This is a genomic window from Shewanella cyperi (assembly GCF_017354985.1).
In the GTDB taxonomy this organism is placed as follows: Bacteria; Pseudomonadota; Gammaproteobacteria; order Enterobacterales; family Shewanellaceae; genus Shewanella; species Shewanella cyperi.
Genome location: NZ_CP071501.1, coordinates 3,832,361 through 3,855,349, shown reverse-complemented (window position 1 = coordinate 3,855,349; position 22,989 = coordinate 3,832,361). Strand labels below are relative to the sequence as shown.

Here is a 22,989-nt window from a genome sequence, read left to right as displayed (position 1 = left end):
TGGGCAGACCTCCGCTTGTGCCTGGAGTTATCGCTGCTCCTGGCACAAAAACGTGCTGTAGCAGGGGGAATTAAGCCGGTTTTCGGGTAAAATAGCCGACTTCTCAACCAATGCAGTGAGTCCGCTATGCGCCCATTTTTGATTGCTCCTTCTATTTTATCCGCTGATTTTGCCCGTCTCGGGGACGATGTTAAGGCCGTGCTCGACGCCGGTGCCGATGTGGTGCATTTCGATGTTATGGACAACCACTATGTGCCCAATCTCACCATAGGCCCCATGGTGTGTAAGGCGCTGCGCGATTACGGCATCACCGCTGAGATTGATGTGCACCTGATGGTTAAACCAGTGGATCGCATCATCCCTGACTTCGCCAAGGCCGGTGCCTCCATTATCACTTTCCATCCGGAAGCCACCGAACATCTTGATCGCACCCTGCAATTGATCCGCGAGTCCGGCTGTAAGGCGGGTGTGGTGCTGAACCCTGCTACCTCGCTGCATTGTCTGGATCATGTGATGGACAAGCTGGACGTGATCCTGCTGATGTCGGTCAACCCTGGCTTCGGCGGCCAATCCTTTATTCCGTCGACCCTGGATAAGCTGCGTCAGGTGCGGGCCCGTATTGATGCCAGTGGCTATGACATTCGCCTGGAAGTGGATGGTGGGGTCAAAGAAGACAACATCGCCGAAATTGCTGCCGCCGGTGCCGACATGTTTGTGGCCGGCAGTGCCATCTTTGGCAAGCCGGATTACAAGGCCGTTATCGACCAAATGCGCGCCGAGCTGGCCAAGGTCGACGCCTGATGAGCCAAAGACTCAAGGCCATTGCCTTTGACCTTGACGGCACCCTGGTGGACAGTGTGCCGGATCTGGCCGCGGCCACCAATTGCACCCTGTCGCAGCTTGGACTCAAGACGTGCAGTGAGCATGAGGTGCGCACCTGGGTGGGAAATGGTGCCAGGGTGCTGCTTACCAGGGCCATGAGCCATGCCTTGGCGCGCGAGGTCAGCGAGGCAGAGTTGAATGCCGCCATGCCGGTATTTTTCGACTTTTATGAGCAACACCTGGAGCGCCACAGCCGCCTTTATCCTGACGTCATCGAAACTCTGACGGCATTGCGCCAGCGGGGATTAAAGCTGGCCGTGGTCACCAACAAGCCCCATCGTTTTACCTTGCCGCTGCTGCGGGCCTTCGGCCTGGATGAACTGTTTGAGTTGGTTCTGGGTGGGGATTCCCTGGCAAAGATGAAACCCGATCCACTGCCGCTGGAGCATGTGCGAGCCCATTGGTCCCTGGAGAAAGACGAACTCTTGATGGTCGGTGACAGCCGCAATGACATTTTGGCCGCCAAAGCGGCTGGAATTGCCTCGTTCGGCTTGACCTACGGCTACAACTACGGTGAAGATATTGGGCTTTGCGGTCCAGAGGCCGTTTGTAACAGCTTTACAGAGATTTTGTCCCGGCTTGATGCGGGATACTGACAATTACGGAGTAAGCACTGAAATGACCAAACCCATAGTACTCAGCGGCGCGCAGCCATCGGGCGAGTTGACCATAGGCAACTACATGGGTGCCCTGCGTCAGTGGGTGGCCATGCAGGACAGCCATGATTGTCTTTATTGCGTGGTGGATTTGCATGCCATCACAGTGCGCCAGGATCCGGCCGCATTGCGCGAAGCCTGCCTGGATACCCTGGCGCTGTACCTTGCCTGTGGCGTCGACCCTAAAAAGAGCACAGTCTTTATTCAGTCCCAGGTGCCCCAGCATACCCAGCTGGGTTGGGTGCTCAACTGCTACACCCAGATGGGCGAACTGAGCCGTATGACCCAGTTCAAGGACAAGTCACAGAAGCACGCCAACAACATCAACGTGGGTCTGTTTGGCTATCCAGTGCTGATGGCGGCCGATATTTTGCTGTACCAAGCCAATGAGATCCCCGTTGGTCAGGATCAAAAGCAGCATCTGGAGCTGACCCGTGATATCGCTATCCGCTTCAACAATGCCTATGGCGATACCTTTACCGTGCCTGAGCCCTTCATTCCCGAGCATGGTGCCAAAGTGATGTCGTTGCAGGATCCGACCAAGAAGATGTCCAAGTCGGATGACAACCGCAACAACGTTATTGGCCTGCTGGAAGATCCCAAGGCGGTGATGAAGAAGCTGAAAAAGGCCATGACAGACAGCGACGAGCCGCCGGTGGTGCGCTTCGATCTCGATGCCAAGCCAGGCGTGTCGAACCTGCTGAGCCTGATGTCGGGCGTGACCGGCCAGAGCATCGCCAGTCTGGAAGCCGAGTTTGAAGGCAAGATGTATGGTCACCTCAAGGTGGCAGCCGGTGAAGCCGTGGTCGGCATGCTGGAACCGCTGCAGCAGCGCTTCCGCCAGTTCCGCGAAGACCGCGCTTTCCTGGATACTGTCATGCACCAAGGTGCCGAAAAGGCCCGCGCCCGTGCCGAAGTGACCCTCAAGCAGGTGTACGAGAAGATTGGCCTGCTCGCCTGAGCAAGCAAGAGTGCCCAATAAAAAAATCAGCCCAAGTGGCTGATTTTTTTATGGCTTAAGTTGGCATCATTATTCGATGTATTCGAATACCTTGATGACCTTGCGCACCCCGGCGGTATTTCGCGCCACATCCACCGCCAGATCGGCTTGGCTACGGGCAATCAGGCCCAGCAAAAACACTTCACCGTTTTCGGTGACGACCTTGATGCGGGTGATGTCCAGCTCCTTCTCGCCCAACATACGCCCCTTGACCTTGGTGGTGATCCAGGTGTCATTGCTGCGGGTGGTGAAGGAGGTGGGATTGCCGATGCGGATCTGGTTGTGGATCTTGCCACCCAACTGCAGACGCTGAACGACTTGCACCGCCTTATCGCGCAGCATGGAGCTGGGCGCCTGGCCTATCAGCAGCACGTTGCCATTGACCACCACGGCGGTGATATTGGCTTGCTGCTTGAGCTCGGCATCATCGGCAAAGGCTGTGGCAATCTTGAGATCGGCGTTGGTGTCGTCTATCTGAGTCTTGATGGAACGCTCGTCGTTGGCCATCACGGCCCCACCCACGGCCCCCGCCACCAGGGCTCCGGCGCAACCGGACAGGGCCGCGCAGGCCGTCAGAGCCAGCAGCCACGGTTTCATTGCTGTTCGTCCTGTGGGAACAGGGTGCGATCTATGTTATCGCACAGGCAGTGGATCACCAGCAGGTGCACTTCCTGAATGCGGGCCGTTACGTTGGACGGTACGCGAATTTCCACGTCGCCACCTCCGAGCAGGCCGGCCATGGCACCACCGTCCTTGCCGGTTAGAGCCACTATGGTCATATCGCGGCTCAGTGCCGCCTCCATGGCCTTGATCACGTTGCCTGAGTTACCGCTGGTGGAAATCGCCAGCAAGATGTCGCCGGGTTGACCCAGGGCCAGGATCTGCTTGGAGAACACTTCGTCATAGCTGTAATCGTTGGCGATGGCGGTCAGGGTGGAGCTGTCCGTGGTCAGGGCTATGGCCGGCAGCGGTGGACGTTCCACTTCGTAACGGTTCAGCAGCTCGGCCGAAAAGTGCTGGGCATCGCCGGCACTGCCACCGTTGCCGCAGGCGAGGATCTTATTGCCGCCGAGCAGGCAGTGCACCATCATTTCGGCCGCCTTGGCAATGGATTCCGGCAGGGCTTCAGCGGCATCGATCTTGGTTTGGATCGACTCGGTAAAGCTGTCTTTGATACGTTCTAACATGGATAAACCCTTACAAAATAAACTGCCGCTATCATGCCACAAAGCGGCTGGGGAGTAGAGCCGTCCCCGGCAAATTCTTGTTTAAAATGCATTCTGCAACCATTCGACCGCGCCGGCATCTATGGCCACCAGATCGAAACGGCAGGGGGCATTTATCCCCTGCAATTGCAGGAAATGGCTGGCGGCGGCACGGATCCGTCTTATTTGGGCGGCACTTAGGGCGGTCAGGGCACCGCCAAACCGGCTGCTGCTGCGGTATTTAACCTCGACAAACACCCAGCAACCGCCCTGGCGCATTACCAAATCCAGCTCGCCGAAGGGATAGCGCACATTGGTCGCTACCGGGGTTAAGCCTTGGGCGCAGAGATAGTCCTGCGCCTGTTGCTCGGCGAGTTGGCCCAGGTTCACAGTGGCCTCAAGGCGCCCCGCTGGTACTTGCCCCAGCTTAATTGACGTTTGATGACGCCATCGGCACCCACCGACAGTTTGCCACCGCGGCCCTGGTACTGAAAGCCGGGGAAGGCGCGCATCTGGGCCAGGCGGCCAACAAGTTCAAAGGCGTCATAACCCATGATAAACAAGCGCTTCTGGCTATTGTTCCAGTCCGGCCACAGGCCATTGATCTCGCGATTTTCAGCCCCCAGCTGCATCAACCAGGGGATGTCGCTGACGATCAGGTTGTTGAATTCCGGTGGTACAGCCGCGGTATTGTCCTGGTTGCGGGCGCGGCTGGAAACGTACATGGGCACGGGCTCGGCAAACACGCTGAAACTGACATCGATAAAGGGTTTCAGCAGGGCGATATCCTGAGGTGCCGAGATCATGTAAATGGCGTCTATGTCCTGGCGGGAACGGAAGTCGGCTTTGATCTTACTGCCCAGCAGCTCCTTGATCCGGGCGATGCGCTCCTGGCTGTCACTGACACCCAATGCCTGCTGTACCGTCAGTTTCATCTTGTCGCCGCCGTCGTAAAAGTGCACCTCGGCCCTGTCCTGGGTCAGCTGTTGCCAGGTGTGGTTAAAGGCCTCGGCCATGCGGCGACCGGTGGCATCGTTGCTCACCAGCAGCAAGGGATGGGCTATGCCGTCCTTGAACAGGTGTTCGGCGGCGTCGCTGGCTTCTTCGGCCGGTGACAGGGAGAAGAAGAATCTGTCGTTTTCGGGGCTGAAACGCTCGGCCTTGTTGAGGAACAGTTGCGGAATGCCGGCGCTGATCCCGGGCTGCAGCAGTTTCTCTATTTCACTTTGCAGCAGCGGGCCTATGATGAACTCGGCCCCTTCGGCCTGGGCCTGGGTGAGCGCGGCCACAGGATCTGTCGCGCTGTCAAAGAAGCTGATGCTCACTTGCCCATCGTTCTGAGCCAGATAGCTGCTGACAATACCGTTGCGTATGGCATTGGCGGCATTGGCGGCCGGGCCGCTGAGGGGCAGCAGTACGGCAATTTTCTGTGGCTTATAGGGTTTGGTATTCAGGGCTTTTTGCAGATCCCCCGGCAGACGCAGGGCAGCCGGATGGGAAGGATTGGCTCGCTGCCAGTCTCCCAGATTGCGTACCAGCTCGTTGGGCGACACGGCATAATGCTTGGCCAGATAGGCCAGTTGCAGCCAGCCACTGAACTGGGGCTGGCTGTTGTCAGCTTGCTGCAGCTGGGCCTCGGTTTGAGCTGCCAGTATCTGCCACAGGGCATCATGGGCCTGGATGGCCTGTTCTTGAGACAGGTACTGTCCCAGGGCGCTCAGTTCCTGGGCTTCCAGCATGGGCTGCTGGGTCTTGTGGAACAATTGCGCCCTCAGCTGGTGGAAGTTGGCCTTTTGCCATTTGGCCACCCCGGCGGGTAACACCAGTTTGGTCAGGGCCTCATCAAAACGACCTTGTTGCTCCAGTAAGCGGGCACTGAGGGCGCTGTGCTCGGCCAGTAATTCGGCTGTGCTCAGGTTGGCTTTCAGTTTGGCCAAGAGTTGCCCGGCAGCCTGTTCATTGCCTTCGTTAAGCAGGGCATGGGCCGCCAGCAGTCGCAGCCGAATGCGGCTTTCACCGCTGCTCTGCTCCGCCTGGGCAAGGTACTGTGCCGAGCCCTGCTCTACCTTGGCCAGGGAAACCTGAACCGGGCCGTGATCCACGGGAGCGGGGGCTGGACGACTGCCACAGGCCGACATGAAAACGGCGAGCAGGACAACAAGAATAAACTGCAATGAAATCTGGCTTTTCAACACTTGGCTTCACTCTGGTAATATGCTGCGCTAAGTTTAACCTTCTCTTGGTCGGGGTGAAAGCCTGGGCCGCCATACACCAGAGGTAAATATGTCACTGCCCTGCGCGCTTTATATCGTTCCCACTCCCATAGGCAATCTGGGGGACATGAGCCCAAGGGCAATCGAGGTGCTTAGCGGCGTCAGTTTGGTAGCCTGCGAGGACACCCGTCACAGTGGCAAGCTGCTGAGCCATTTTGGCATTGCGACCCGCACCACGGCGTTGCACGATCATAACGAGCGTGCCCGGGCCCAGTGGATAGTGGATAAGTTGGCCGCCGGTGAGGCTGTGGCCCTGATAAGCGATGCCGGTACGCCATTGATTTCCGATCCCGGCTATCACTTGGTGTCCCATGTGCGTCAGGCCGGATTCCAGGTGATCCCCCTGCCGGGCCCTTGCGCCGCCATTACGGCCCTGTCGGCCTCGGGGCTGCCATCGGACCGGTTTTCCTTCGAAGGCTTTTTGCCCGCCAAGGAAAAAGCACGGCTGGATAAGTTGCAGGAGCTGAAGGAAGACCCGCGTACGCTGATTTTTTACGAGTCACCCCACAGGATTTGTTACAGCCTGGAGGCCATAGTTCAGGTCTTTGGCGCCGAGCGCCAGCTGGTGATGGCCAGGGAAGTGAGCAAGACCTTTGAAACCTTCCTCTCCGGCACGGCTGCCGAGGTTTGCGCCGCCGTTGCCGCCGATGCCAACCAGCAAAAGGGCGAGATAGTGCTGATGTGCCATGGGCACAGCAGTGGCGATGACGAGGCGCTGCCCGCCAAGGCGCTCGATACGTTGAAGTTGCTGTGTGAGGAGTTACCGCTGAAAAAAGCTGCGGCCCTGGCTGCTCAAATCCACGGCCTGAAGAAGAATGCCCTCTATAAATACGGTCTGGAACAGGACTGGTAAGCGGCATCCGGGCGAAAGCCCTTGGTCTGGCCCCGTGCTTGGGCTATAATCCGCCGCGAGTTGGCCGGGCAGTCGCTGCGTTCGCAAGAACGGGGAGGAAAGTCCGGGCTCCATAGAGCAGGGTGCCAGATAACGTCTGGGCGGCGTGAGCCGACGACAAGTGCAACAGAGAACAGACCGCCTGCCTTCGGGCCGGTAAGGGTGAAACGGTGCGGTAAGAGCGCACCGCGCGACTGGCAACAGTTCGTGGCAAGGTAAACTCCACCCGGAGCAAGATCAAATAGGGTTCCACTGCTTACCTAGGTAAGTTAATGCGTGGCTCGCGTTGGAACCGGGTAGATTGCTTGAGCCTGTGAGCGATTGCAGGCCTAGAGGAATGGCTGCCGCTCCTTCGGGAGAACAGGACCCGGCTTACAGGCCAACTCACCTCATTTAAAAAGGCCCCGCAGCAATGCGGGGCCTTTTGTCTTAATGGCACTTAGCCCACAGGTTAGAAATGGTTTCTGACCTGAAAACGCCATTCCCAACTGTCCACATGCTCTCCGTCCACAAAGGGGACTGTGATATCTATGTGGGCCACATGGCCGTAGCTGGAGCGGGATGAATAGATGCGGGCCCCCAGGCCCACGGCGCCTATGGGCCCCTGGATTTCATTATTGTCGGCGGCTTCGCCGCCGAAGGACTGGCCCAGGTCCACAAAGGCGGCCCAGCCCAGTTCGGCCAATTGGTACAGGTTGATATTGGGATAATTGCGGATCTCGGCGCTCAGCAACCATTGATGATCTCCATGCTGGTAATCGTTGGGAAATCCCCTGAGGCCGGTCTCATCGCCGAGAGCAAATTGCTGATCGTAATAGGCATTGCGGGAGGCGGAGAGTTTGAGTTTGCCATAGGCGGTCCATTTGGGATTGATCTGGTAAAAATACTCGGCCAGCAGACTGGTTTTGAAAGTATTCGCTTGACGGGTCGCCAGTGTGGCATTGGCATCCAGGTTCAGCAGTATTAAGTGATCATCGTTCATGTAACCGCGGCTGCTTTGCCAGCCAAGATGATAGCCCAGGGTATTGTCCGTATCCCGGGTTTCAAAACCCAGGCGGGCGCTGTGATGCCAGCCCAGGTTGTAGTCTTCGTTGTAATTAATCAGGTGCACATTGCGCAGTACCCGGAAGTCATCCTGCAGGTACTCCCATCCCAGCCAGGGATAAAGGAAGTCCCTGTCCTGGGGTAACTGGCCACCGGGATACAGGGGAGAAGGGGCAAAGTCGTTGCGATCCCGGGTCAGCCCCAGGGACCAGCGCTGCAGACTGTGGCCATCGTAATAACTCAGCCAACCATAGTGCACATTGGCGTAATCGACACTGTGTTCAAACTCATTGATATCCTGACCATTCTGCCGGATGGTATCGGTGCGCAAATCATCCAGGTATTCCAAGCCATAGCTCTTGTCACCGTCCAGGGTGTAAAAGGGGCGCTCGAAGTACAGATGCTTGGCCTGACCGTCGCTGTTGTCGTAAAAATCGAAGCCAACACGGCCGTGGGGCACTACAGCTAAAGGCATGTCAAAGGCCAGCTTATACCCCGTCCTGTCTTCATTGGATTGGTACTTGACCCGGGTGTGAATGCCTGTGCCCAGCAGGTTGTCTTCCTTGATACCAAAGGAAAAACTGCTGGCGCCACCGGTGCGGCTGGCACTGAAGGTCGGCAGCAGTGACCAGTTGTCCCAGGTCTCCACCACCACATCTTTTCCCGGGCCCGTGTCGTCGGCCTGTGGATCCGGCTCGGCAAAATGAATCGCCGCATCCCGCAGGAAGGGTTCGGCCCGCAACAGCCGTTGGGCTTCCTCCAGATCTTTGCTGTCGACCTCGTCCTGCTCCTTGAAGCTCAGCAGTTTGCGCACCGTGGACTCACGGGTGTTGATGTGCAGGAAGTTGGCCCAGCGATGGATAAAGAAGGTGTCGGGATCCGATTCGTCAAAAATGGGATGGCTGATGACTATGATTCGATTGACCGGGCACTGTGGCGCCTCTTGGGCGTCCCCGGTCTGGGTTGCTATTGCCTGCCGCTCGTCGGCCATCAGCCAAGGGCTGAGCAGCAGCGCGGGGGTCAGCAATAACAGCCTGATCTTCACCATCATCTTTGTCCGAAATGTCTCAGCCATAGTCTAATAACATATGCCTGGGACGGCTTCGTCAAGGTTGGGGGCTAAAAATAAGCTGGTGGCTATTATGGGGCCAGGGTGAAATCCGCGGCCCACGGGGATTAGAGCGTGCGTCTTGGCGGTACGGCCACGTTGGCGAAAATAAGTCCTGCGATCAGTGACATAAAGATCAGAAAAATCTGCGAGCCTATGTGGGCCTGGTTGAGCATGGTCTCGCCGGAAATGAGCGCATTGAGACCGATATAGGTCTTGCTGCCCGGCACCAGTATCACTATGCCCTGCAACAGGGCGATGGAGGCGGGGGCCTTCATCCAGCGGGCAAACAGGTTGGAATAGATACCGACCGCAAAGGCACCGAAGAAGATACCGATGGAATCGCCCAGATAGATACCGCCGAGCATGGCCGAGAAAAAGGCCACAATACCGGCAAGCACGCCCCAGGGTGCGTCCTTCATCCGCGCCTTGAAGATGATCACCAGCGCCATGGACAATATGGGCACCGCCGACCAGATGGCAAACTTGGGCAGCGGCGCCGGCTCAACATAAATATGTTCGCCGAACAGGGCCCGGCCCACCACCATGCCCAGCACGGCGCCGAAATAGAGTTTGAACAGCAGCATCACGGCATCCATGATGCGCATGGTGCCGGACATTAAGTCCCGCGCCGCCAGCTCCGCCAGTCCCAGGGTCAAAGCCAGACCGGGAATAAAGATGATGATGCTGGAGAGGATCACCACGGGAATATTAAGGCCGGGATCGAAGCGACTGATGGCACAGGCGCCGATGGCGCAGACAATGGCCGCCAGCGGTTCGAGCATTTCCGCCATACGTTTGGAGCGCTCGGCGCGGTACACCAGGCCATACACCAGCAGTCCCAGGATGCCGGACCAGAACACGTTGGTCCAACCGCTGCCCACCAACATGGCAAAGGCTGCCGCCGAGGAGCCGAAGGCCAGCAGGGTCAGCAGCGGGCCATAGGGATTGGGCTTGTTGGCGATTTCTTCCAGTCGCTCCATGGCTTCGGTGAGGGTGCGCTTGCCGCTGATAAGCTCGTCCACCAGTTCATCGGTGCGGGCCAGTGAGCCCAAGTCCAGCTCGCCGGGTTTCACCCTGGCCAGGTGGTTGTATTCCTGATCGGCATCGTGTTGCAGCACAAAGGTCATGGAAGTGGGGGAGATCAGGAAATAGCCTTCGATGCCGAGCATGCGCGACACATTTTGCAAATGGGTCTCCAGTCGGTACGCCGGCGTGCCAAACTTGTGCAACGCCTTACCCAACTTAATGATAAAACGCCTTTTTTCAATGAATTCCGCGTTATCCACCACTGTGTTCCATAAACTGAAAACCTGACCTTAACCGGACGGCGTCTGTTGGCCCCGGATCGGCGCGAATATTACCCTATCTTGCCTACAAAGGGTTAACGGGTTTTAATGACATTTCAAATTTTTAGCTGACCTCCGGCTCCCCGTCGGAGTCACAGTATCGAGAGTGCAGGGAGACGCCATGTCATTGGCCATTTCGGGTGTATATATCAGTCTGACGGCTGTATTGATGATAGTGCTGAGCTGGCGGGTTGTCCGTATCCGGCGCCGGGAAAAGATTGGTGTCGGCAGCGGTGGCAATCGTCAGCTGCAGTTGGCGATGCGGGTCCACGGCAATCTAATGGAAAATGCACCGCTGATTATGCTGATGTTGGTGGTGGCCGAGAGCAATGGCATGGCGCCGGCCTGGCTGCACCTGCTGGGCAGCGTCTGGCTGGCGGCGCGGCTGCTGCATGCCATAGGCCTGACCCAGGGCGGTGGCGGTTACCACTTTGGCCGTTTCAACGGCACATTGTTCACCTGGCTGGTGCTACTGACGTTGGCGCTGTTCAATCTGTGGGCCTTTATCCAGGGCTAATCCCAGAGCTGACAATAGCCACAGCTTAATTGTGGCTACTGTCATTTGGACAAAAAAACTCGGTTTTTGGTGATTTTTTAGTCACACTTAAGGGCGGCGGCCTGCTATACTCCGCGCCCTTGGAAAGGCCGCCTCCGCGCGGTCGGTTTTATCAGTGTGAGCCAGTTGTCGGGTACCAGTAATGCGCCTTGAATCCACCCTTTTCAGTTATCCCAAATATTGGGCCGAGTGTTACGGCACTGCGCCCTTTTTGCCCCTGTCCCGCGCCGAGATGGACAAGCTGGGCTGGGACAGCTGCGACATTATCCTGGTGACAGGGGATGCCTACGTGGATCACCCCAGTTTCGGCATGGCGGTTATCGGCCGTATGCTGGAGGCCCAGGGCTTCAGGGTGGGGATCATTTCCCAGCCTGACTGGTCCAGCAAAGATGCCTTTATGACCCTGGGCAAGCCGAACCTGTTCTTCGGGGTTACGGCCGGCAACATGGACTCGATGATCAACCGTTACACGGCCGACAGAAAACTGCGTCACGACGATGCCTATACCCCGGGCAACATTGGCGGCAAGCGCCCCGACCGGGCGGTAACCGTCTATACCCAGCGTTGTAAGGAAGCCTTCAAGGACGTGCCCGTGGTGATCGGCGGTATCGAGGCCAGCTTGCGCCGCATAGCCCACTACGACTATTGGTCCGATAAGGTGCGTCGCAGCGTGATCTTTGATGCCAAGGCCGACATCCTGGTCTATGGCAACGCCGAGCGCCCGCTGGCGGAGATTGCCCACCGCCTCGCCAAGGGGGAGCCCGTCAGTGAGCTGACCCAGATACGCGGTACGGCCGTGATCAGCAAGACCCCCATGCCCGAGTGGCGTGGCATGGACTCGCGCAAAATCGATCAGTTGCACAAGATTGACCCCATACCCAATCCCTATGGCGCCGACGATGTGGGCTGCCAAAACCTGTCCGGCCCCACTGACACCAAGATCTTCAATGAAGAGACAGCCCCCGATGGCGTGACAGTGGCCAAGCCCATCAGCATTCAGCCGCCCAAGCCGCGGCCCTGGGAGCAGACCTATGTGCTGCTGCCGGCGTTTGAGCGGGTCAGCGAAGACAGGTACCTGTACGCCCACGCCTCGCGCATTCTGCACCAGGAGCAAAACCCGGGCTGTGCCCGGGCTCTGTTCCAGCCACACGGCGATCGCGGTGTCTGGGTCAACCCCCCGGCCTGGCCGCTCAATACCGATGAAATGGACGCGGTATTCGACCTCCCTTACCAGCGGGTGCCGCATCCCGTCTATGGCAAGGAGAAGATCCCGGCCTACGACATGATCAAGACCTCGATTAACATCATGCGTGGCTGTTTCGGCGGCTGCTCCTTCTGCTCGATAACCGAGCACGAGGGCCGCATTATCCAGAGCCGCTCGCAGGAATCCATAGTCAAAGAAATCAAGGATATCCAGGCTAAGGTTCCGGGTTTTACCGGGGTGATCTCCGATCTCGGTGGACCCACTGCCAACATGTACCGCCTGGGCTGCAAGAGCGAAAAGGCCGAGAAGACCTGCCGACGCCTGTCCTGTGTATTCCCCAGCATCTGTGGCCATTTGGACACCGACCATCAGCACACCATAGACCTGTACCGCGCCGCCCGTGATGTGCCCGGTATCAAGAAGGTACTGATTGCCTCCGGGGTGCGTTACGATCTCGCCATCGAAGATCCCCGTTACGTCAAGGAGCTGGCCAAGCATCACGTCGGTGGCTATCTGAAAATTGCCCCTGAGCACACAGAGGAAGGCCCGCTGTCGAAGATGATGAAGCCGGGCATGGGCACCTACGACAAATTCAAGGAACTGTTCGACAAGTACTCCAAAGAGGCGGGCAAGGAGCAGTACCTGATCCCTTACTTTATCTCCGCCCACCCGGGTACCACGGATGAGGACATGCTCAACCTGGCGCTGTGGCTCAAGGAGCGCAAGTTCAAGCTCGATCAGGTGCAGAACTTCTATCCGTCGCCCATGGCCAATGCCACTACTATCTATCACACCGAGCTGAACTCGCTGAAGAACGTCAAACACAGCAGCGAGCAGGTCCCCGTGCCCAAGAAGGGCCGTCAGCGCCGCCTGCATAAGGCGCTGCTGCGCTACCACGATCCCGCCGGTTGGCCGTTGATCCGCGAGGCCCTGGTGGCCATGGGCAAGGAATACCTGATAGGTACCGGTCCCCAGCATCTGGTGCCGCCCGAGGGCCGCGCCGAAGCCTGGGCCGGCAAAGGTGCCAAGGCCGAGAAAGGTCAACAGGCCTTTACCCGTTTCAGCGGCAACCAGTTTGACGACCGCAAGGGCACAAACGCAGGAGCCGCCAAAGGGAAAGCTCGCAGCGCAGACGGCAAGACCTCTGGCAAGGAAATGGTCAAGGCATCGGGCAAAGCGCCAAGTAAAAGCCCAGGCAAAGCCCAGGGCCAATCCCAGGGTAAAGGCAGCCCCCGCCCAGGCGCCAAGCCGGTCTTTGGAAAACCACAAGGCAAGCCGCAGGGCGCCAAGCAGGGTGGAAAAGCCAAGGCTAAATAACGAAAACGCCGCATTATGCGGCGTTTTTTATGGGCCAAATCCCAAGCCAAGTCCGGTCAGATCCAATACCTGGGGTAGTGACGCTTGGGGTTGGAGGAGAGGTTGTTGACCAGCAGGGCGACCAGCAATAACACCAGGGAGCCCGTCAAAACCGGTGTCAGCGCATACTGATAGCCAAGGGAATGCACTGTATCGCCGCCTATCACCGCGATAAGGGCCGCAGCGCCCGCCGGTGGATGCATGGTGCGGCTCAGGTGCATGGCGGCAATGGCCAAGGACACAGCCAAAGCAGAGGCCAGCACTATATTGTTGCCACAGAGCAGGTACACGCTGACACCGATAACGGCCGAGATCAGGTTACCGAAGATCAGATTGCGTGGCTGGGAAAATTCGGCCATGGGCGCGCCATAGATCAGCACCGCCGAGGCACCGAAGGAGCCGATAATGAACATCTGCGCCGGCCCCAACATTTGGCCGAGACTGGCCACCAGAAAGATACCCACAAAGGCCCCGAGCCAGGACCAGACAATCTTTTTCAACGGCTTGCGCGGTGGGCAAGCGTCCTTGGACCGCATCCTGCGCAAATAACACTTCATCGACTGCTTCCCCCAACTCAGACTGCTGCCTCCGGGATGAATCCCTTTGCACCGAGTGCCCAAGACGGTAACCGGATAAAAGATGTATTTCAACCACTGGAAAAATGAGGGAAAGGTTTGCTTTAACTGATGCCATGACGCCTGCTAGCTAATAAGTTGTCATGGTTTTTTGGTCATTTTATCGGCAAAGGAGAGGGCAGTTTCTTCATTGTCCAATTCCCTGCTCGCCGTAATAGCTTCGCTCGGTTTTAGAGGTATACGGATATAGGCACGTTCGCCTTCAGGTGAAGGTGCTGCTTTGGTTCAGTATTGAATCATTAGCATTCGAGGCCAGAAGCTGAAGTAACTCGTTAACTGGCAGTGGGCGACTAAAAAAGTAGCCTTGGGCTTGCTGGCATCCCATATCCTGCAGGATTTTAAGTTGGGCCGCATTTTCTACACCCTCGGCCACAATGTGAATATTAAAGCTTTTGGCCATGGCAATAATGGCATTCACTATAGTTTTTGAGCGCTCATCCTGCTCTACTCCCGATACAAAACTACGGTCAATCTTGATTTCATCCACGGTTAAATCTTTCAGCATTGCCAACGAGGTGTAGCCGGTACCGAAATCATCGATGGAAAAAGTGATACCACTTGCTTGCAGGTTGGAGATGATCTCAACACTTTTGCGCATATCTGTAAGGGTTGCGGTTTCGGTAATTTCAATCCTTATATAGGGTGCCAGACAGACCTGATTCTTAATGAATTGTGTCAGCGAGTACATCTCGTCGGCATTGTTAAACTCGTCTGCGGAAACATTCACTGAAACATGCTGAATCAAGGTGCCTAATAAACCTGCATTACCCAGTTCCTGTGCGGCTTTCTCCACCACTAATTTTGAGATTGCACCGGTTAAACCGTTTTCCTCTGCAATAGGGATAAACACCTCGGGGGAAATATAACCTTTTACCGGATGATTCCAACGCACAAGAACTTCAACTCCACAGGGTGTTAGCGTAGTTAAGTTATACTTGGGTTGGTACACCACTGCTAACAGATGCTCGGCAATAGCCTTGCGCAGATCCAGCACCAGCTGTCGCCGTTGCATGGCTTTGTCAGTCAGGGTCTTGTCATGATACTGAATAGCGTTCTTTTTTTGCTTGGCAATATTCAGAGCTTCGGTAGCCGATACCATCATTTCCTTGGCATTTGTCCCATCTGCGGGATATAAAGCCACGCCAATGCTGCAGGTGGCGTCTATTCCATGTTGTCTGGCTCGATAGGCAAACAAGTGCTGGAATTCCCGAACATGGGCCTCCATGTCAACAGACTCATCCAATTTGGCAAAACTGGCAAACTGATCGGCGTGCAAACGTGATACTACAGATCCAGGTAGCACTGCATCACTGATATCGCGGGCAAGTTCGTACAAAAAATTATCAGCCCGGTCAAATCCGTGACGCTCATTAATGCTTTTGAAATCATCTATATCCAAGTAGCCCAGAATGAGCCGGTCATTGGGTTTCAATTGCCGAATGGTGAAATTGAGAGCGTCAATAAATACACTGATACTGCGCAATCCCGTGAGCCTATCAATATCGTTAGCCTTTTCCAGAGCCTGATTGCTCTTCAGGACCAACATCAATAATAGAGCAGCGGTAACAAAAACAAAGGCCAGACCTTTGTAGGTTTGGGCTGTGGCGCGCAGTTGTGGGGTATCGAACAACAACTCAACGGCGATATCGGAAAAGAAGATCCAAAGACCGGCGAAAACGGCATATATGATTGTGATTTTTACAGCTGAAGTAACAGCTTTTTCCATCGCCAACCGACTCGGTCATTTATTGTTCAATTAAAAATAACACAGCTTAGCTGAAAGTGGACTGAAACTCGCTTTTACGCTGGCGCCATCCTGATTCAGGTCGAACCCCAAACCACCAAAAGACTCACAGCGCCGAATACCATCCAAGACAGATGTTTGCCTTTGGAGCCCAGGAGTGCCACCAGGAAGTGGGCCGCAAAAGTCAGTGCAATAATTTGTCCAAGCAAGGACTTATTCAGTTCCGGTTGCGCCATCACTGCCACTATCGCAGACATGCCCAACCAGGCAACGGATGTCAGATGCCACGCAAACCTCAGGGTGCGTTTGGTAAAATCGTCACTGCCAAATAATTTGGGCAGATTGTCGCGCTTGAACAATCTGCACAGGATATAGCGTTCACCCAGGTATGAATGAGCGAACGCCACTGAAATCAGTAATAACGTGGCCAAGTAAAAGATAAATTCCATTTTTCTTCCTTAACAGATAGTCCCGTTACTAACAGGGTTTGGTTGCTGGTTGCCTTGGTAGCTTAAATGTCATTTTGGTGCATTTATATCAAGATGAACCAAATTATGTGACCACCTTTATGCTGGGTTGCCTGTTTCAATGGCTGTTTGACTGCATGGCCCAAGCTGGCAGACATAGCAGCTCGTTGCTCTGCTTTTTGAGGTTCAGTCGCTTGGACTGGGTGTAAAAGTGGAATGAATTGATCTTGAGCGCTGTCACTATCGCAATACCACAAGGGCCGGCCCGCTTGTGGAGATGCCTGATTAACGCCTGGTCAAGCGTCGCGGTTAATCACCGCCAGAATGGTCTCAGTGCTGTTTGTCACTGTGAGGCAGTACGTCTATACGTTCGCGTTCATCATTATCGGCCCGTTTGTCGCTGGCCCCTGGCGGGCCCATTCTGAAATCGAGTTGTACTTCCATGGCTTTGGTGGCCTTGGGCTCATACTGCCATTTATTGAGCGCTGCGATGGCGGCCTGATCAAACACGCCGGCGGGTTCTGACTTGAATATGGTCACATTGGATACCCGCCCGTCCTGGCCTATGTCGAACCTGGCCTGGATATAGCCTTCCACCAAGTCTTTGGCGGCCTGTGCCGGATATTTGGGCTCAACCCGCATCACAGGATGGGGGGCGGCCTGCTTTTCACCGGCGATAGCTGGCGCCTGGCTCCAGATGCCAAGCCCGGCGGTCAGCACCAGTGGCAGCAGCAGTGAGCTGCGGCTGAAGCCGTGTTGGCGTTTGAGCTGCATGAGTCTTTGTTTCATGGTGTGTTTATCTCCATAGTGGTGTGAAAGTGGTTGCCAGTTCCGGGCAACCTGGGTGGCATGGCCTATCAGCGCGCGGCCATAGGCAATACGCTCTGCCTGGGTGAGACCGGCGGTTACGGCAGCGTCACAGGCGAGTTCCTGATCCTGCCGGAAACTACGGTACGCCAGCAGACAAAGGGGGTTAAACCAGCACAGGCAAACCAGGCTGATGGCCAGCAGGTTGAGGTGCAGATCGCCCCGCTGCCAATGCCCGAGTTCGTGGGCCAGGATGAGATTTTTTTCCTCGTTCGGCGTCTTGTGCATAAAGCCCGATGGCAAAACCACGGTCGGGGATAGGAATCCCAGTACAAAGGGGCTGAGGGTGTCATTTGAACTGAGCAGCTTTAGCCGCCCCTGTGCCGGCAGCGGCGACGCACTCCGCAGCAGTTTGGCCAACTGAATGAGGCTGTGCAGCAGTAACCCCAGGCAGGTAAGCAGCCCCAGCCAATATCCGCCACCAAGCCAGTCAATTTCACTGGCCTGTTGCGACAGTTTGCCCAAGGTGACCCGGTAGGTTTCCATATCAGCCGTTGCCGGCAGCCCCATGGGCAGCGACAGCAAGGTCAGCAACAGTGGCACTGTCAGCCAGAGGCCATACTGGAAACGGGCGCCAAAGCGGGTCAACACCCAGGGCCTGAGTAACAATATCGTTGCCAGCAGCAGGCTCAAGGGTGGCGTGATAGCCAGCAGCCAATTAATCATGCCCTTGCTCCTTTTCCCAGGCATCGATCAGCTGCTTCAGTTCGGCAACATCATCCTGGGTTAATTTGCTTGAGCCGGCAAAACCTGCCACCAGGGGGGCCAGTTTGCCGCCGAACACCCGCTTGATAAAGCTCTGGCTTTCCCGGCTTTGGAAGCTTTGTTGGCTCAGCAAGGGGTAGTAGTTGTAAGCGCGACCGTCTTTGTCAAAACCCACTGCGCCCTTATTCACCAAGCGGTTCAGCAGGGTTTTGACCGTCTTTTCGTGCCACTGATCCTTTTGGTTGAGTTGCTGCACTATGTCATTGGCATTCAAGGGGGAAGATTGCCACAGCACCTTGAGCACTTCGAGTTCGGTGGGGCTGATGTCTTTAATATCTGTGTCTGTCATGATCATACCTGGGCTATTGATTACAACTGTAATACAAAACATATTACACTTGTAATCAATAACGCAAGCAGAAATTTTGCGCAGGTCGTTTGATGTCAGTCGCAGGGGGCGATTTTGGCCGTGAGTACGTGGTCTTCCCAGCGACCATTGATCTGCAGATAGCTGCGGGCAAATCCTTCCCGTTCGAAACCGAGGCGTTCCAGCAGGGCGCCGGAGCGCACATTGGCAGGCATGTAGTTGGCCATGACCCTGTGCAGCTTCAGCGTGCCGAAGGCGTACTGCAGCGCAGTTTCACACATCTGCCTGGCCAGGCCCCGGCCCTGCAATTGACCGTCAATGCCATAACCCATAAAGCAGGCCTGGAAGGGTCCGCCCACTATGTTGGACAGGGCGCAGTGCCCCAGAATGTGGCGTTCATCGGCAAGTACCAGCCAGGCGCACTGGCTGCCTTCGGCCTGTATGTCACGGATGCGACTTTGCCAGTTGGCAAGGCTGTGAAAACCCTCGGGCCGCAGGGGCTCCCAGGGGGCAAAATGGGCGTGGTTGCGGCGAAAATAGTCGGCCATGGCATGGGCATCTGGGGCACTGAGCAGTCTGGTGTGCATGGCCGGAACCTCCTGTGGCTGGGTTTTCTGCGGGCAGCTCATTGGTCGCGCAACCTGGGCGCAAGTGCCAGTGGCATGCATACCCTTGGAAACAAGCGCAAAATCACTGACATTGACCGCGGGAGTTGCTTTGGCAGTTAATTGATTTTAAAGGCCAAATATCGCAATGCAAATATAGTTTTCTGCCCCTATTCCCTAAAGTCTCCGGCCGCTATATGCTTGTGCCGTTTTCACCCTCCTTTGGCTATTGTTTGAGCAAACGATGAAGCATCTTTTCGCTGCACTCTTGCTGTTTTTGGCAAGCCGTGTGGTGGCCGGTCAGCCCAGTGACACCCCCGATATCGCCCCAACCTGCAGTGCCCGGAATGCGGCGAAAATACTCCCTCAGTTGCAGGCCTTGCTTGACCGTGCCGATGGCGTTTGGCCCGGCTATGAGCTGGCGGCCAAGCAGCTGGTGTATCGCCAGGAGGGGGAACCCTGGCTGTGGCGCAGCGGTCAGCTTATTGGTGTCGATAACGACGTGTTGGACGGTGTCGGCGCTGCCGGCAACGGTGTCGGTTTCGGCGATTACCAGGGCTGGCCGGTATTGGTGCTTGAAGGGATGGCCGATTGCACCGCAGCGGAAGCCCAGACCGAGTCCTTGCTGATGCAGACGCTACAGGAAGCCTTTATTTTCTATGTGCAATCGGGATGGAGTGTGCTTGAGTGGCAGTCCTCACTCAGTGGCGAAATCTATCCTTTGAATGCCGAGGTGCGGTCGGTGCGGCAGCATTTGCTGCAGGCGTTGTTACAGGCCTTGGCCGAACCGGGCGCGCGACCACAGAAGTTGGCGGAGGCCGCCTTTTGGCGTCTGCGTTGGCGTGCCCTGGCACCCCGGGAAGATCAATTGGGGTTCACTGCCGAGCTGACTCTGGGGACGGCTGCCTATGTGGCTATCAAGGCCCGGGCCTTGGAACTGGCGAGTCACAGCGGTAAAAGCTGGCAGGAAGAAGTGGTTGCCATGCTGAAACGGCAACCGGCCGCGATGGATGCCCAGGCTCAAAGCCGTCTTATCGGTGCTTTGGCCGGCTTGCTGCTGGATATCAGTTGGGGGGCCGGCAGTTGGCAGGATGCCGCCATCCAGGGCAGTTTACCGTTGGAGTTGTTGTTGGGGCCGGTGAGTGCCGGTCGTATCAACCCAAGGTCCACGATCAAACCGGTTGTCGATTATGTTTATTACACCCCGACCAACGGTGCGCTCAAATCCCTGGAGGCCGAGCTGCAGGATGCGGAATTGCCGCTGCTAATAGTGCCCTCCGTGGTGGAACAGAGCCATTTTGAGGATCGACAAGGGGTACGTGCCGGCCCCTACATCATGGTGTTGGGGGACACGCCGTCCCAGGCCTATCTGGGGCTCAATGGTGAACTTGAGGGGCTGGCGCTGAAGGATGTGGATGCCCTGGAATTGGTGGGTGAGCAGGACTGTGATGGTCTGGAGACGGCCTTGCTGATCCCCCTGGCCCAGGCTCACACATTTACAAATGGTCAACTGTCATTGAATGGTGACCGGCTCAAGGGCGTCATCCGCGCCGAGCTGCACCAGAGTGCCGGGCGCAGTCTCTATTGCGCCGAGCTGTAACAGGATCGAAAGATGAAGAAACATCAACCTGAATTTACCTACATGCGGGGCCTGGCCATAGTGCTGATCGTGCTGGGGCACAGCATATACAACTCCAGTCAGGGCTTTCCCGCCTTGCTGGAAAACCTGTTGCGGGGCGGCACCGCGCTGTTCGTGTTTATTTCCGGTTACTTCTACCACAGGGTGTTTCATCCGCGCTTGATTTACCGGGAATTCATTATGGGTAAGGTGCACAACGTGCTTTACCCTTTTTTGTGGGTGTCCCTGTTCGGCTTGCTGGCACTGGCGCTGCAGTGGTCGTTGATGTACCACAGGCCTCTGACCGAGGTGGGTAAGGGCATCTATTACACAGTGCGCAACGGCTATGTGCTTTATCCCCACTGGTACATTCCCTTTATCATGGCGGTGTTCGCCCTGTCGCCGCTGTATTCGGCCTATATCCGTTTCAGCGCCTTCTGGCGTTGGGCCCTGTTGATACTCTTCTCCCTGATCGCCATTTTCATGCACAGGCCCATAGGCAACATCAATGTGGTGCAATCGGTGATTTACTTCACACCCTTCTATTTGCTCGGGATCCAATATTCGGCCCATGAACAGAGCCTGGTGCGGTTGAAGCTCCCCATTGGCATCCTGGCGTTGCTGGGTCTGGTGTTCACCCTGGTGTACCAGAGCTATTTCACCGATCATTTGGGCAATTATCATAAGCTTGCCTGGGAATACCAGGGCCTGGATTGGCAATTTATTCAGAAATTCTGCCTCTGCCTGTTGGTGCTGGGCTTGTGTCAGTGGCTGGCCGCGAGGGATTTGCCGACCAAGATCCAGGCCGGACTGGAGTCTTTGGCCGAAATGAGCTTTGCCATCTTCTTTATTCACCCGTTATTTTCTCTGTTGTTCGGGGTTATTACCGGGTTGGCACGCTACAAGCTGCCGCCTGGCAATCCCTGGACGGCGCTGGCGTTCTCGGCAATGATTTTCCTGTTTCTGATGTTGGGCAGTGTCTGGACTGCCAAGTGGATAAAGCGCCGCCTGGGGGACAGGTCGAGGCGTCTCATTGGTTGGTAATGTTTGGCAAGGTAAAACAACAAGGCGCCCTCGGGCGCCTTGTTACTTTATAAACACATACCTTGGCTTATTTACTCTCGTAGGTGAAGGCCTGACCTGCGAGTGCTGCTTCGTACATCAGCCCGCCCTTGGCGGCGGTAAATACCGCCATGCCGTTAACATAGGCGCCGGTGGCGGCCTGTTCTCCACCTGATTGACCGGCACCGGCGGAATTGCCCGTGGTGCCGGCTTGGGCGTTGGCGCCTACATTGATGGCGACGGCCGAGGCCTGGGCCCCAAATTCAAAACTGCCGCTGGTGAATTCCTGGAATGCCTTGGCATCGCGGAAAAAAATAATTTCACTGTAGGCCTGACCACCCAGCTGGAAGCCGATGGACAGCTGGGTCATGCTTGAGTCGCCCACATAGGCCCCACCGCGGAATACCCGACCTTTGCCGTAGGCTGCGCCTATGCCAATGCCACCCTTGCCTATGGTGGGGAACAGGGCATAACCGTATGCGGAATTGAAGAAGCTGCGGGTCTCATTGGCCTGTTTGAAGTTGGCCAGGGCATCCTGGTAGCTGTCGGCAACGGCAGGTGTCGCGGCAGACAGAGCCAAAATGAAGGCGGTGCCGAGGGATACAATCAGATTTTTCATGATGTTCTCCTTTGCTGAACTGATTTCAGCATAACCGCCAGCTGCGGAATTGGAACCCCGGTACGGTAAAATCGACTGTCGGGTCAGCCGGGGTTCAGCAATGTAATTCAGTTGTTGCTGAACTGCTTGCGCCGCTGACGATTAGAGACATTTTCCTGGGGAAGGTCAGGTACGGGGCGACGCTCAAGTCGTAGGTGGCGTATGGCCAACAGCGGGTGTGCCAGTAACATTCGCGGTCCGGCGAAGCGCATGATGGTTTTCGCCTGCTGTCTTTGCTCTGGCTTGTAGCAGTGGATGGGGCAGCGATTGCAGGCCGGTTTCTTCTCCCCATAGGGACAGCGGTCAAGCTTTTCCCTGGCATAGTCGAGGAACTCGATGCAATCGGGGCAGGGGCAAGCTGCTGAAGTCGATTTATGGTGAGCCCGGCAATAGAGCTTAACCATGGCTTCTATGGTGGCAAACTCTTGCTGCAGTCCTCCCAGAAGTATGATGTCGCTTGCCATTGTGGATGCCTCCCCGGTTCTCTGCCTTCATCATAAGCCCGGCAGTCGGTATCGACAGCAGCAGAGTCCGAAAAATTGAACTGCCGCACACTATTGTTGTTCATGGGATGGCAGGGCAGCCTGATTATTTTGATGGCCGATGCTGATTCAGAGATAAATACTTGATTTTATCGGAGACAATGCGTTAATAGTAATCACTGAATGCGCCTGATTTCCCTTGGGGAGGGATGGCACGCCAAAGGCGAACTGAGTGTCGCTTTCGGCTCAGAGCA

At 56.2% G+C, this 22,989-nt stretch carries 22 protein-coding genes and 1 other RNA gene; 9 read left to right on the top strand and 14 right to left on the bottom strand.

From position 1 onward, the window contains the following. The first annotated feature begins 126 nt into the window (after nucleotides 1-126). Genes rpe through trpS form a run of 3 tightly spaced genes read left to right on the top strand, consistent with a single transcriptional unit; the run spans nucleotide 127 to nucleotide 2,499 of the window. Nucleotides 127-801, top strand: coding sequence for a ribulose-phosphate 3-epimerase (rpe, locus tag JYB84_RS17075; RefSeq protein WP_207321204.1), 675 nt, complete (start codon nucleotides 127-129; stop codon nucleotides 799-801). Next, nucleotides 801-1,478 carry a phosphoglycolate phosphatase gene (locus tag JYB84_RS17070; RefSeq protein ID WP_207321203.1) on the top strand — a complete coding sequence of 226 codons (678 nt, stop codon included), beginning with the start codon at nucleotides 801-803 and terminating at the stop codon, nucleotides 1,476-1,478. Before rpe ends, JYB84_RS17070 begins: the two co-directional genes overlap by 1 nt. A 22-nt stretch (nucleotides 1,479-1,500) precedes the next feature. Further along, on the top strand, nucleotides 1,501-2,499 hold the full coding sequence (gene trpS, locus JYB84_RS17065) for a tryptophan--tRNA ligase (RefSeq protein WP_207321202.1): 999 nt from the start codon (nucleotides 1,501-1,503) through the stop codon (nucleotides 2,497-2,499). 69 nt (nucleotides 2,500-2,568) lie between these two features. Here the strand turns inward: trpS and dolP are convergent, their stop codons facing one another. The 4 genes from dolP to JYB84_RS17045 all read right to left on the bottom strand — a co-directional run bounded on the left by dolP (nucleotide 2,569) and on the right by JYB84_RS17045 (nucleotide 5,938). Then, complete coding sequence (gene dolP, locus JYB84_RS17060) at nucleotides 2,569-3,135, bottom strand: division/outer membrane stress-associated lipid-binding lipoprotein (RefSeq protein WP_207321201.1); 567 nt, start codon at nucleotides 3,133-3,135, stop codon at nucleotides 2,569-2,571. Then, nucleotides 3,132-3,725: a phosphoheptose isomerase gene (locus JYB84_RS17055; RefSeq protein WP_207321200.1), complete on the bottom strand. Its 594-nt coding sequence runs from the start codon at nucleotides 3,723-3,725 to the stop codon at nucleotides 3,132-3,134. The genes dolP and JYB84_RS17055 overlap by 4 nt, the downstream gene beginning before the upstream one ends. Before the next feature lie 81 nt (nucleotides 3,726-3,806). Further along, on the bottom strand, nucleotides 3,807-4,133 hold the full coding sequence (locus JYB84_RS17050; protein ID WP_207321199.1) for a YraN family protein: 327 nt from the start codon (nucleotides 4,131-4,133) through the stop codon (nucleotides 3,807-3,809). Next, on the bottom strand, nucleotides 4,130-5,938 hold the full coding sequence (locus tag JYB84_RS17045; protein WP_207321198.1) for a penicillin-binding protein activator: 1,809 nt from the start codon (nucleotides 5,936-5,938) through the stop codon (nucleotides 4,130-4,132). Before JYB84_RS17045 ends, JYB84_RS17050 begins: the two co-directional genes overlap by 4 nt. Nucleotides 5,939-6,026: 88 nt before the next feature. On the opposite strand from JYB84_RS17045, the gene rsmI reads away from it, so the two are divergent. Together rsmI and rnpB are read left to right on the top strand one after the other, a co-directional pair. Further along, the gene (gene rsmI / locus JYB84_RS17040; RefSeq protein WP_207321197.1) at nucleotides 6,027-6,869 is read left to right on the top strand and encodes a 16S rRNA (cytidine(1402)-2'-O)-methyltransferase; all 843 of its coding nucleotides are present in this window, start codon (nucleotides 6,027-6,029) and stop codon (nucleotides 6,867-6,869) included. A 56-nt stretch (nucleotides 6,870-6,925) separates the two neighbouring features. Continuing rightward, an RNA gene (gene rnpB / locus JYB84_RS17035) (RNase P RNA component class A) lies at nucleotides 6,926-7,299 on the top strand. A gap of 60 nt (nucleotides 7,300-7,359) precedes the next feature. Here rnpB and JYB84_RS17030 read toward each other — a convergent pair. After that, nucleotides 7,360-9,003 carry a ShlB/FhaC/HecB family hemolysin secretion/activation protein gene (locus tag JYB84_RS17030; RefSeq protein ID WP_407696005.1) on the bottom strand — a complete coding sequence of 548 codons (1,644 nt, stop codon included), beginning with the start codon at nucleotides 9,001-9,003 and terminating at the stop codon, nucleotides 7,360-7,362. A 125-nt stretch (nucleotides 9,004-9,128) separates the two neighbouring features. Then, nucleotides 9,129-10,349, bottom strand: coding sequence for a threonine/serine exporter family protein (locus tag JYB84_RS17025; RefSeq protein ID WP_207321196.1), 1,221 nt, complete (start codon nucleotides 10,347-10,349; stop codon nucleotides 9,129-9,131). Between the two features lie 181 nt (nucleotides 10,350-10,530). On the opposite strand from JYB84_RS17025, the gene JYB84_RS17020 reads away from it, so the two are divergent. Both JYB84_RS17020 and JYB84_RS17015 read left to right on the top strand, forming a co-directional pair. Beyond that, complete coding sequence (locus tag JYB84_RS17020) at nucleotides 10,531-10,926, top strand: MAPEG family protein (RefSeq protein ID WP_207321195.1); 396 nt, start codon at nucleotides 10,531-10,533, stop codon at nucleotides 10,924-10,926. 181 nt (nucleotides 10,927-11,107) lie between these two features. After that, nucleotides 11,108-13,486, top strand: a complete 2,379-nt coding sequence (locus JYB84_RS17015) for a YgiQ family radical SAM protein (RefSeq protein ID WP_207321194.1) — start codon at nucleotides 11,108-11,110, stop codon at nucleotides 13,484-13,486. 56 nt (nucleotides 13,487-13,542) lie between these two features. Here the strand turns inward: JYB84_RS17015 and JYB84_RS17010 are convergent, their stop codons facing one another. From JYB84_RS17010 to JYB84_RS16985, 6 genes are all read right to left on the bottom strand, one after another. Beyond that, nucleotides 13,543-14,082, bottom strand: a complete 540-nt coding sequence (locus JYB84_RS17010; protein ID WP_207321193.1) for an HPP family protein — start codon at nucleotides 14,080-14,082, stop codon at nucleotides 13,543-13,545. Nucleotides 14,083-14,362: 280 nt separating this feature from the next. Next, on the bottom strand, nucleotides 14,363-15,886 hold the full coding sequence (locus JYB84_RS17005) for a putative bifunctional diguanylate cyclase/phosphodiesterase (RefSeq protein ID WP_207323281.1): 1,524 nt from the start codon (nucleotides 15,884-15,886) through the stop codon (nucleotides 14,363-14,365). A gap of 95 nt (nucleotides 15,887-15,981) precedes the next feature. Further along, on the bottom strand, nucleotides 15,982-16,353 hold the full coding sequence (locus JYB84_RS17000; protein ID WP_207321192.1) for a hypothetical protein: 372 nt from the start codon (nucleotides 16,351-16,353) through the stop codon (nucleotides 15,982-15,984). A gap of 348 nt (nucleotides 16,354-16,701) precedes the next feature. After that, nucleotides 16,702-17,904, bottom strand: coding sequence for a M56 family metallopeptidase (locus tag JYB84_RS16995; RefSeq protein WP_207321191.1), 1,203 nt, complete (start codon nucleotides 17,902-17,904; stop codon nucleotides 16,702-16,704). After that, nucleotides 17,897-18,292 carry a BlaI/MecI/CopY family transcriptional regulator gene (locus JYB84_RS16990; RefSeq protein ID WP_207321190.1) on the bottom strand — a complete coding sequence of 132 codons (396 nt, stop codon included), beginning with the start codon at nucleotides 18,290-18,292 and terminating at the stop codon, nucleotides 17,897-17,899. The genes JYB84_RS16995 and JYB84_RS16990 overlap by 8 nt, the downstream gene beginning before the upstream one ends. Nucleotides 18,293-18,387: 95 nt before the next feature. Beyond that, nucleotides 18,388-18,897: a GNAT family N-acetyltransferase gene (locus tag JYB84_RS16985; RefSeq protein WP_207321189.1), complete on the bottom strand. Its 510-nt coding sequence runs from the start codon at nucleotides 18,895-18,897 to the stop codon at nucleotides 18,388-18,390. A gap of 262 nt (nucleotides 18,898-19,159) precedes the next feature. Here JYB84_RS16985 and JYB84_RS16980 point away from each other — a divergent pair, with 262 nt between their 5' ends. Beyond that, the gene (locus JYB84_RS16980) at nucleotides 19,160-20,515 is read left to right on the top strand and encodes a hypothetical protein (RefSeq protein ID WP_207321188.1); all 1,356 of its coding nucleotides are present in this window, start codon (nucleotides 19,160-19,162) and stop codon (nucleotides 20,513-20,515) included. Between the two features lie 12 nt (nucleotides 20,516-20,527). Further along, complete coding sequence (locus JYB84_RS16975) at nucleotides 20,528-21,577, top strand: acyltransferase family protein (RefSeq protein ID WP_207321187.1); 1,050 nt, start codon at nucleotides 20,528-20,530, stop codon at nucleotides 21,575-21,577. 67 nt (nucleotides 21,578-21,644) lie between these two features. Here the strand turns inward: JYB84_RS16975 and JYB84_RS16970 are convergent, their stop codons facing one another. After that, nucleotides 21,645-22,214 (bottom strand): YSC84-related protein, encoded by a 570-nt coding sequence (locus JYB84_RS16970; RefSeq protein ID WP_207321186.1) that lies wholly within the window; start codon nucleotides 22,212-22,214, stop codon nucleotides 21,645-21,647. Between the two features lie 107 nt (nucleotides 22,215-22,321). Next, nucleotides 22,322-22,717, bottom strand: a complete 396-nt coding sequence (locus tag JYB84_RS16965; RefSeq protein ID WP_207321185.1) for a nitrous oxide-stimulated promoter family protein — start codon at nucleotides 22,715-22,717, stop codon at nucleotides 22,322-22,324. Nucleotides 22,718-22,989 lie beyond the last annotated feature (272 nt).

Coding starts and splice junctions, on each gene's coding strand:
- JYB84_RS17020 (WP_207321195.1), top strand. CDS start 10,531: ATGTCATTGGCCATTTCGGGTGTATATATCAGTCTGACGGCTGTATTG.
- JYB84_RS16985 (WP_207321189.1), bottom strand. CDS start 18,897: ATGCACACCAGACTGCTCAGTGCCCCAGATGCCCATGCCATGGCCGAC.
- JYB84_RS16975 (WP_207321187.1), top strand. CDS start 20,528: ATGAAGAAACATCAACCTGAATTTACCTACATGCGGGGCCTGGCCATA.
- JYB84_RS17030 (WP_407696005.1), bottom strand. CDS start 9,003: ATGATGGTGAAGATCAGGCTGTTATTGCTGACCCCCGCGCTGCTGCTC.
- JYB84_RS17055 (WP_207321200.1), bottom strand. CDS start 3,725: ATGTTAGAACGTATCAAAGACAGCTTTACCGAGTCGATCCAAACCAAG.
- JYB84_RS17015 (WP_207321194.1), top strand. CDS start 11,108: ATGCGCCTTGAATCCACCCTTTTCAGTTATCCCAAATATTGGGCCGAG.
- JYB84_RS17010 (WP_207321193.1), bottom strand. CDS start 14,082: ATGAAGTGTTATTTGCGCAGGATGCGGTCCAAGGACGCTTGCCCACCG.
- rsmI (WP_207321197.1), top strand. CDS start 6,027: ATGTCACTGCCCTGCGCGCTTTATATCGTTCCCACTCCCATAGGCAAT.
- dolP (WP_207321201.1), bottom strand. CDS start 3,135: ATGAAACCGTGGCTGCTGGCTCTGACGGCCTGCGCGGCCCTGTCCGGT.
- JYB84_RS17000 (WP_207321192.1), bottom strand. CDS start 16,353: ATGGAATTTATCTTTTACTTGGCCACGTTATTACTGATTTCAGTGGCG.
- JYB84_RS17070 (WP_207321203.1), top strand. CDS start 801: ATGAGCCAAAGACTCAAGGCCATTGCCTTTGACCTTGACGGCACCCTG.
- JYB84_RS16980 (WP_207321188.1), top strand. CDS start 19,160: ATGAAGCATCTTTTCGCTGCACTCTTGCTGTTTTTGGCAAGCCGTGTG.
- trpS (WP_207321202.1), top strand. CDS start 1,501: ATGACCAAACCCATAGTACTCAGCGGCGCGCAGCCATCGGGCGAGTTG.
- JYB84_RS16990 (WP_207321190.1), bottom strand. CDS start 18,292: ATGACAGACACAGATATTAAAGACATCAGCCCCACCGAACTCGAAGTG.
- rpe (WP_207321204.1), top strand. CDS start 127: ATGCGCCCATTTTTGATTGCTCCTTCTATTTTATCCGCTGATTTTGCC.
- JYB84_RS16995 (WP_207321191.1), bottom strand. CDS start 17,904: ATGATTAATTGGCTGCTGGCTATCACGCCACCCTTGAGCCTGCTGCTG.
- JYB84_RS17005 (WP_207323281.1), bottom strand. CDS start 15,886: ATGGAAAAAGCTGTTACTTCAGCTGTAAAAATCACAATCATATATGCC.
- JYB84_RS16965 (WP_207321185.1), bottom strand. CDS start 22,717: ATGGCAAGCGACATCATACTTCTGGGAGGACTGCAGCAAGAGTTTGCC.
- JYB84_RS16970 (WP_207321186.1), bottom strand. CDS start 22,214: ATGAAAAATCTGATTGTATCCCTCGGCACCGCCTTCATTTTGGCTCTG.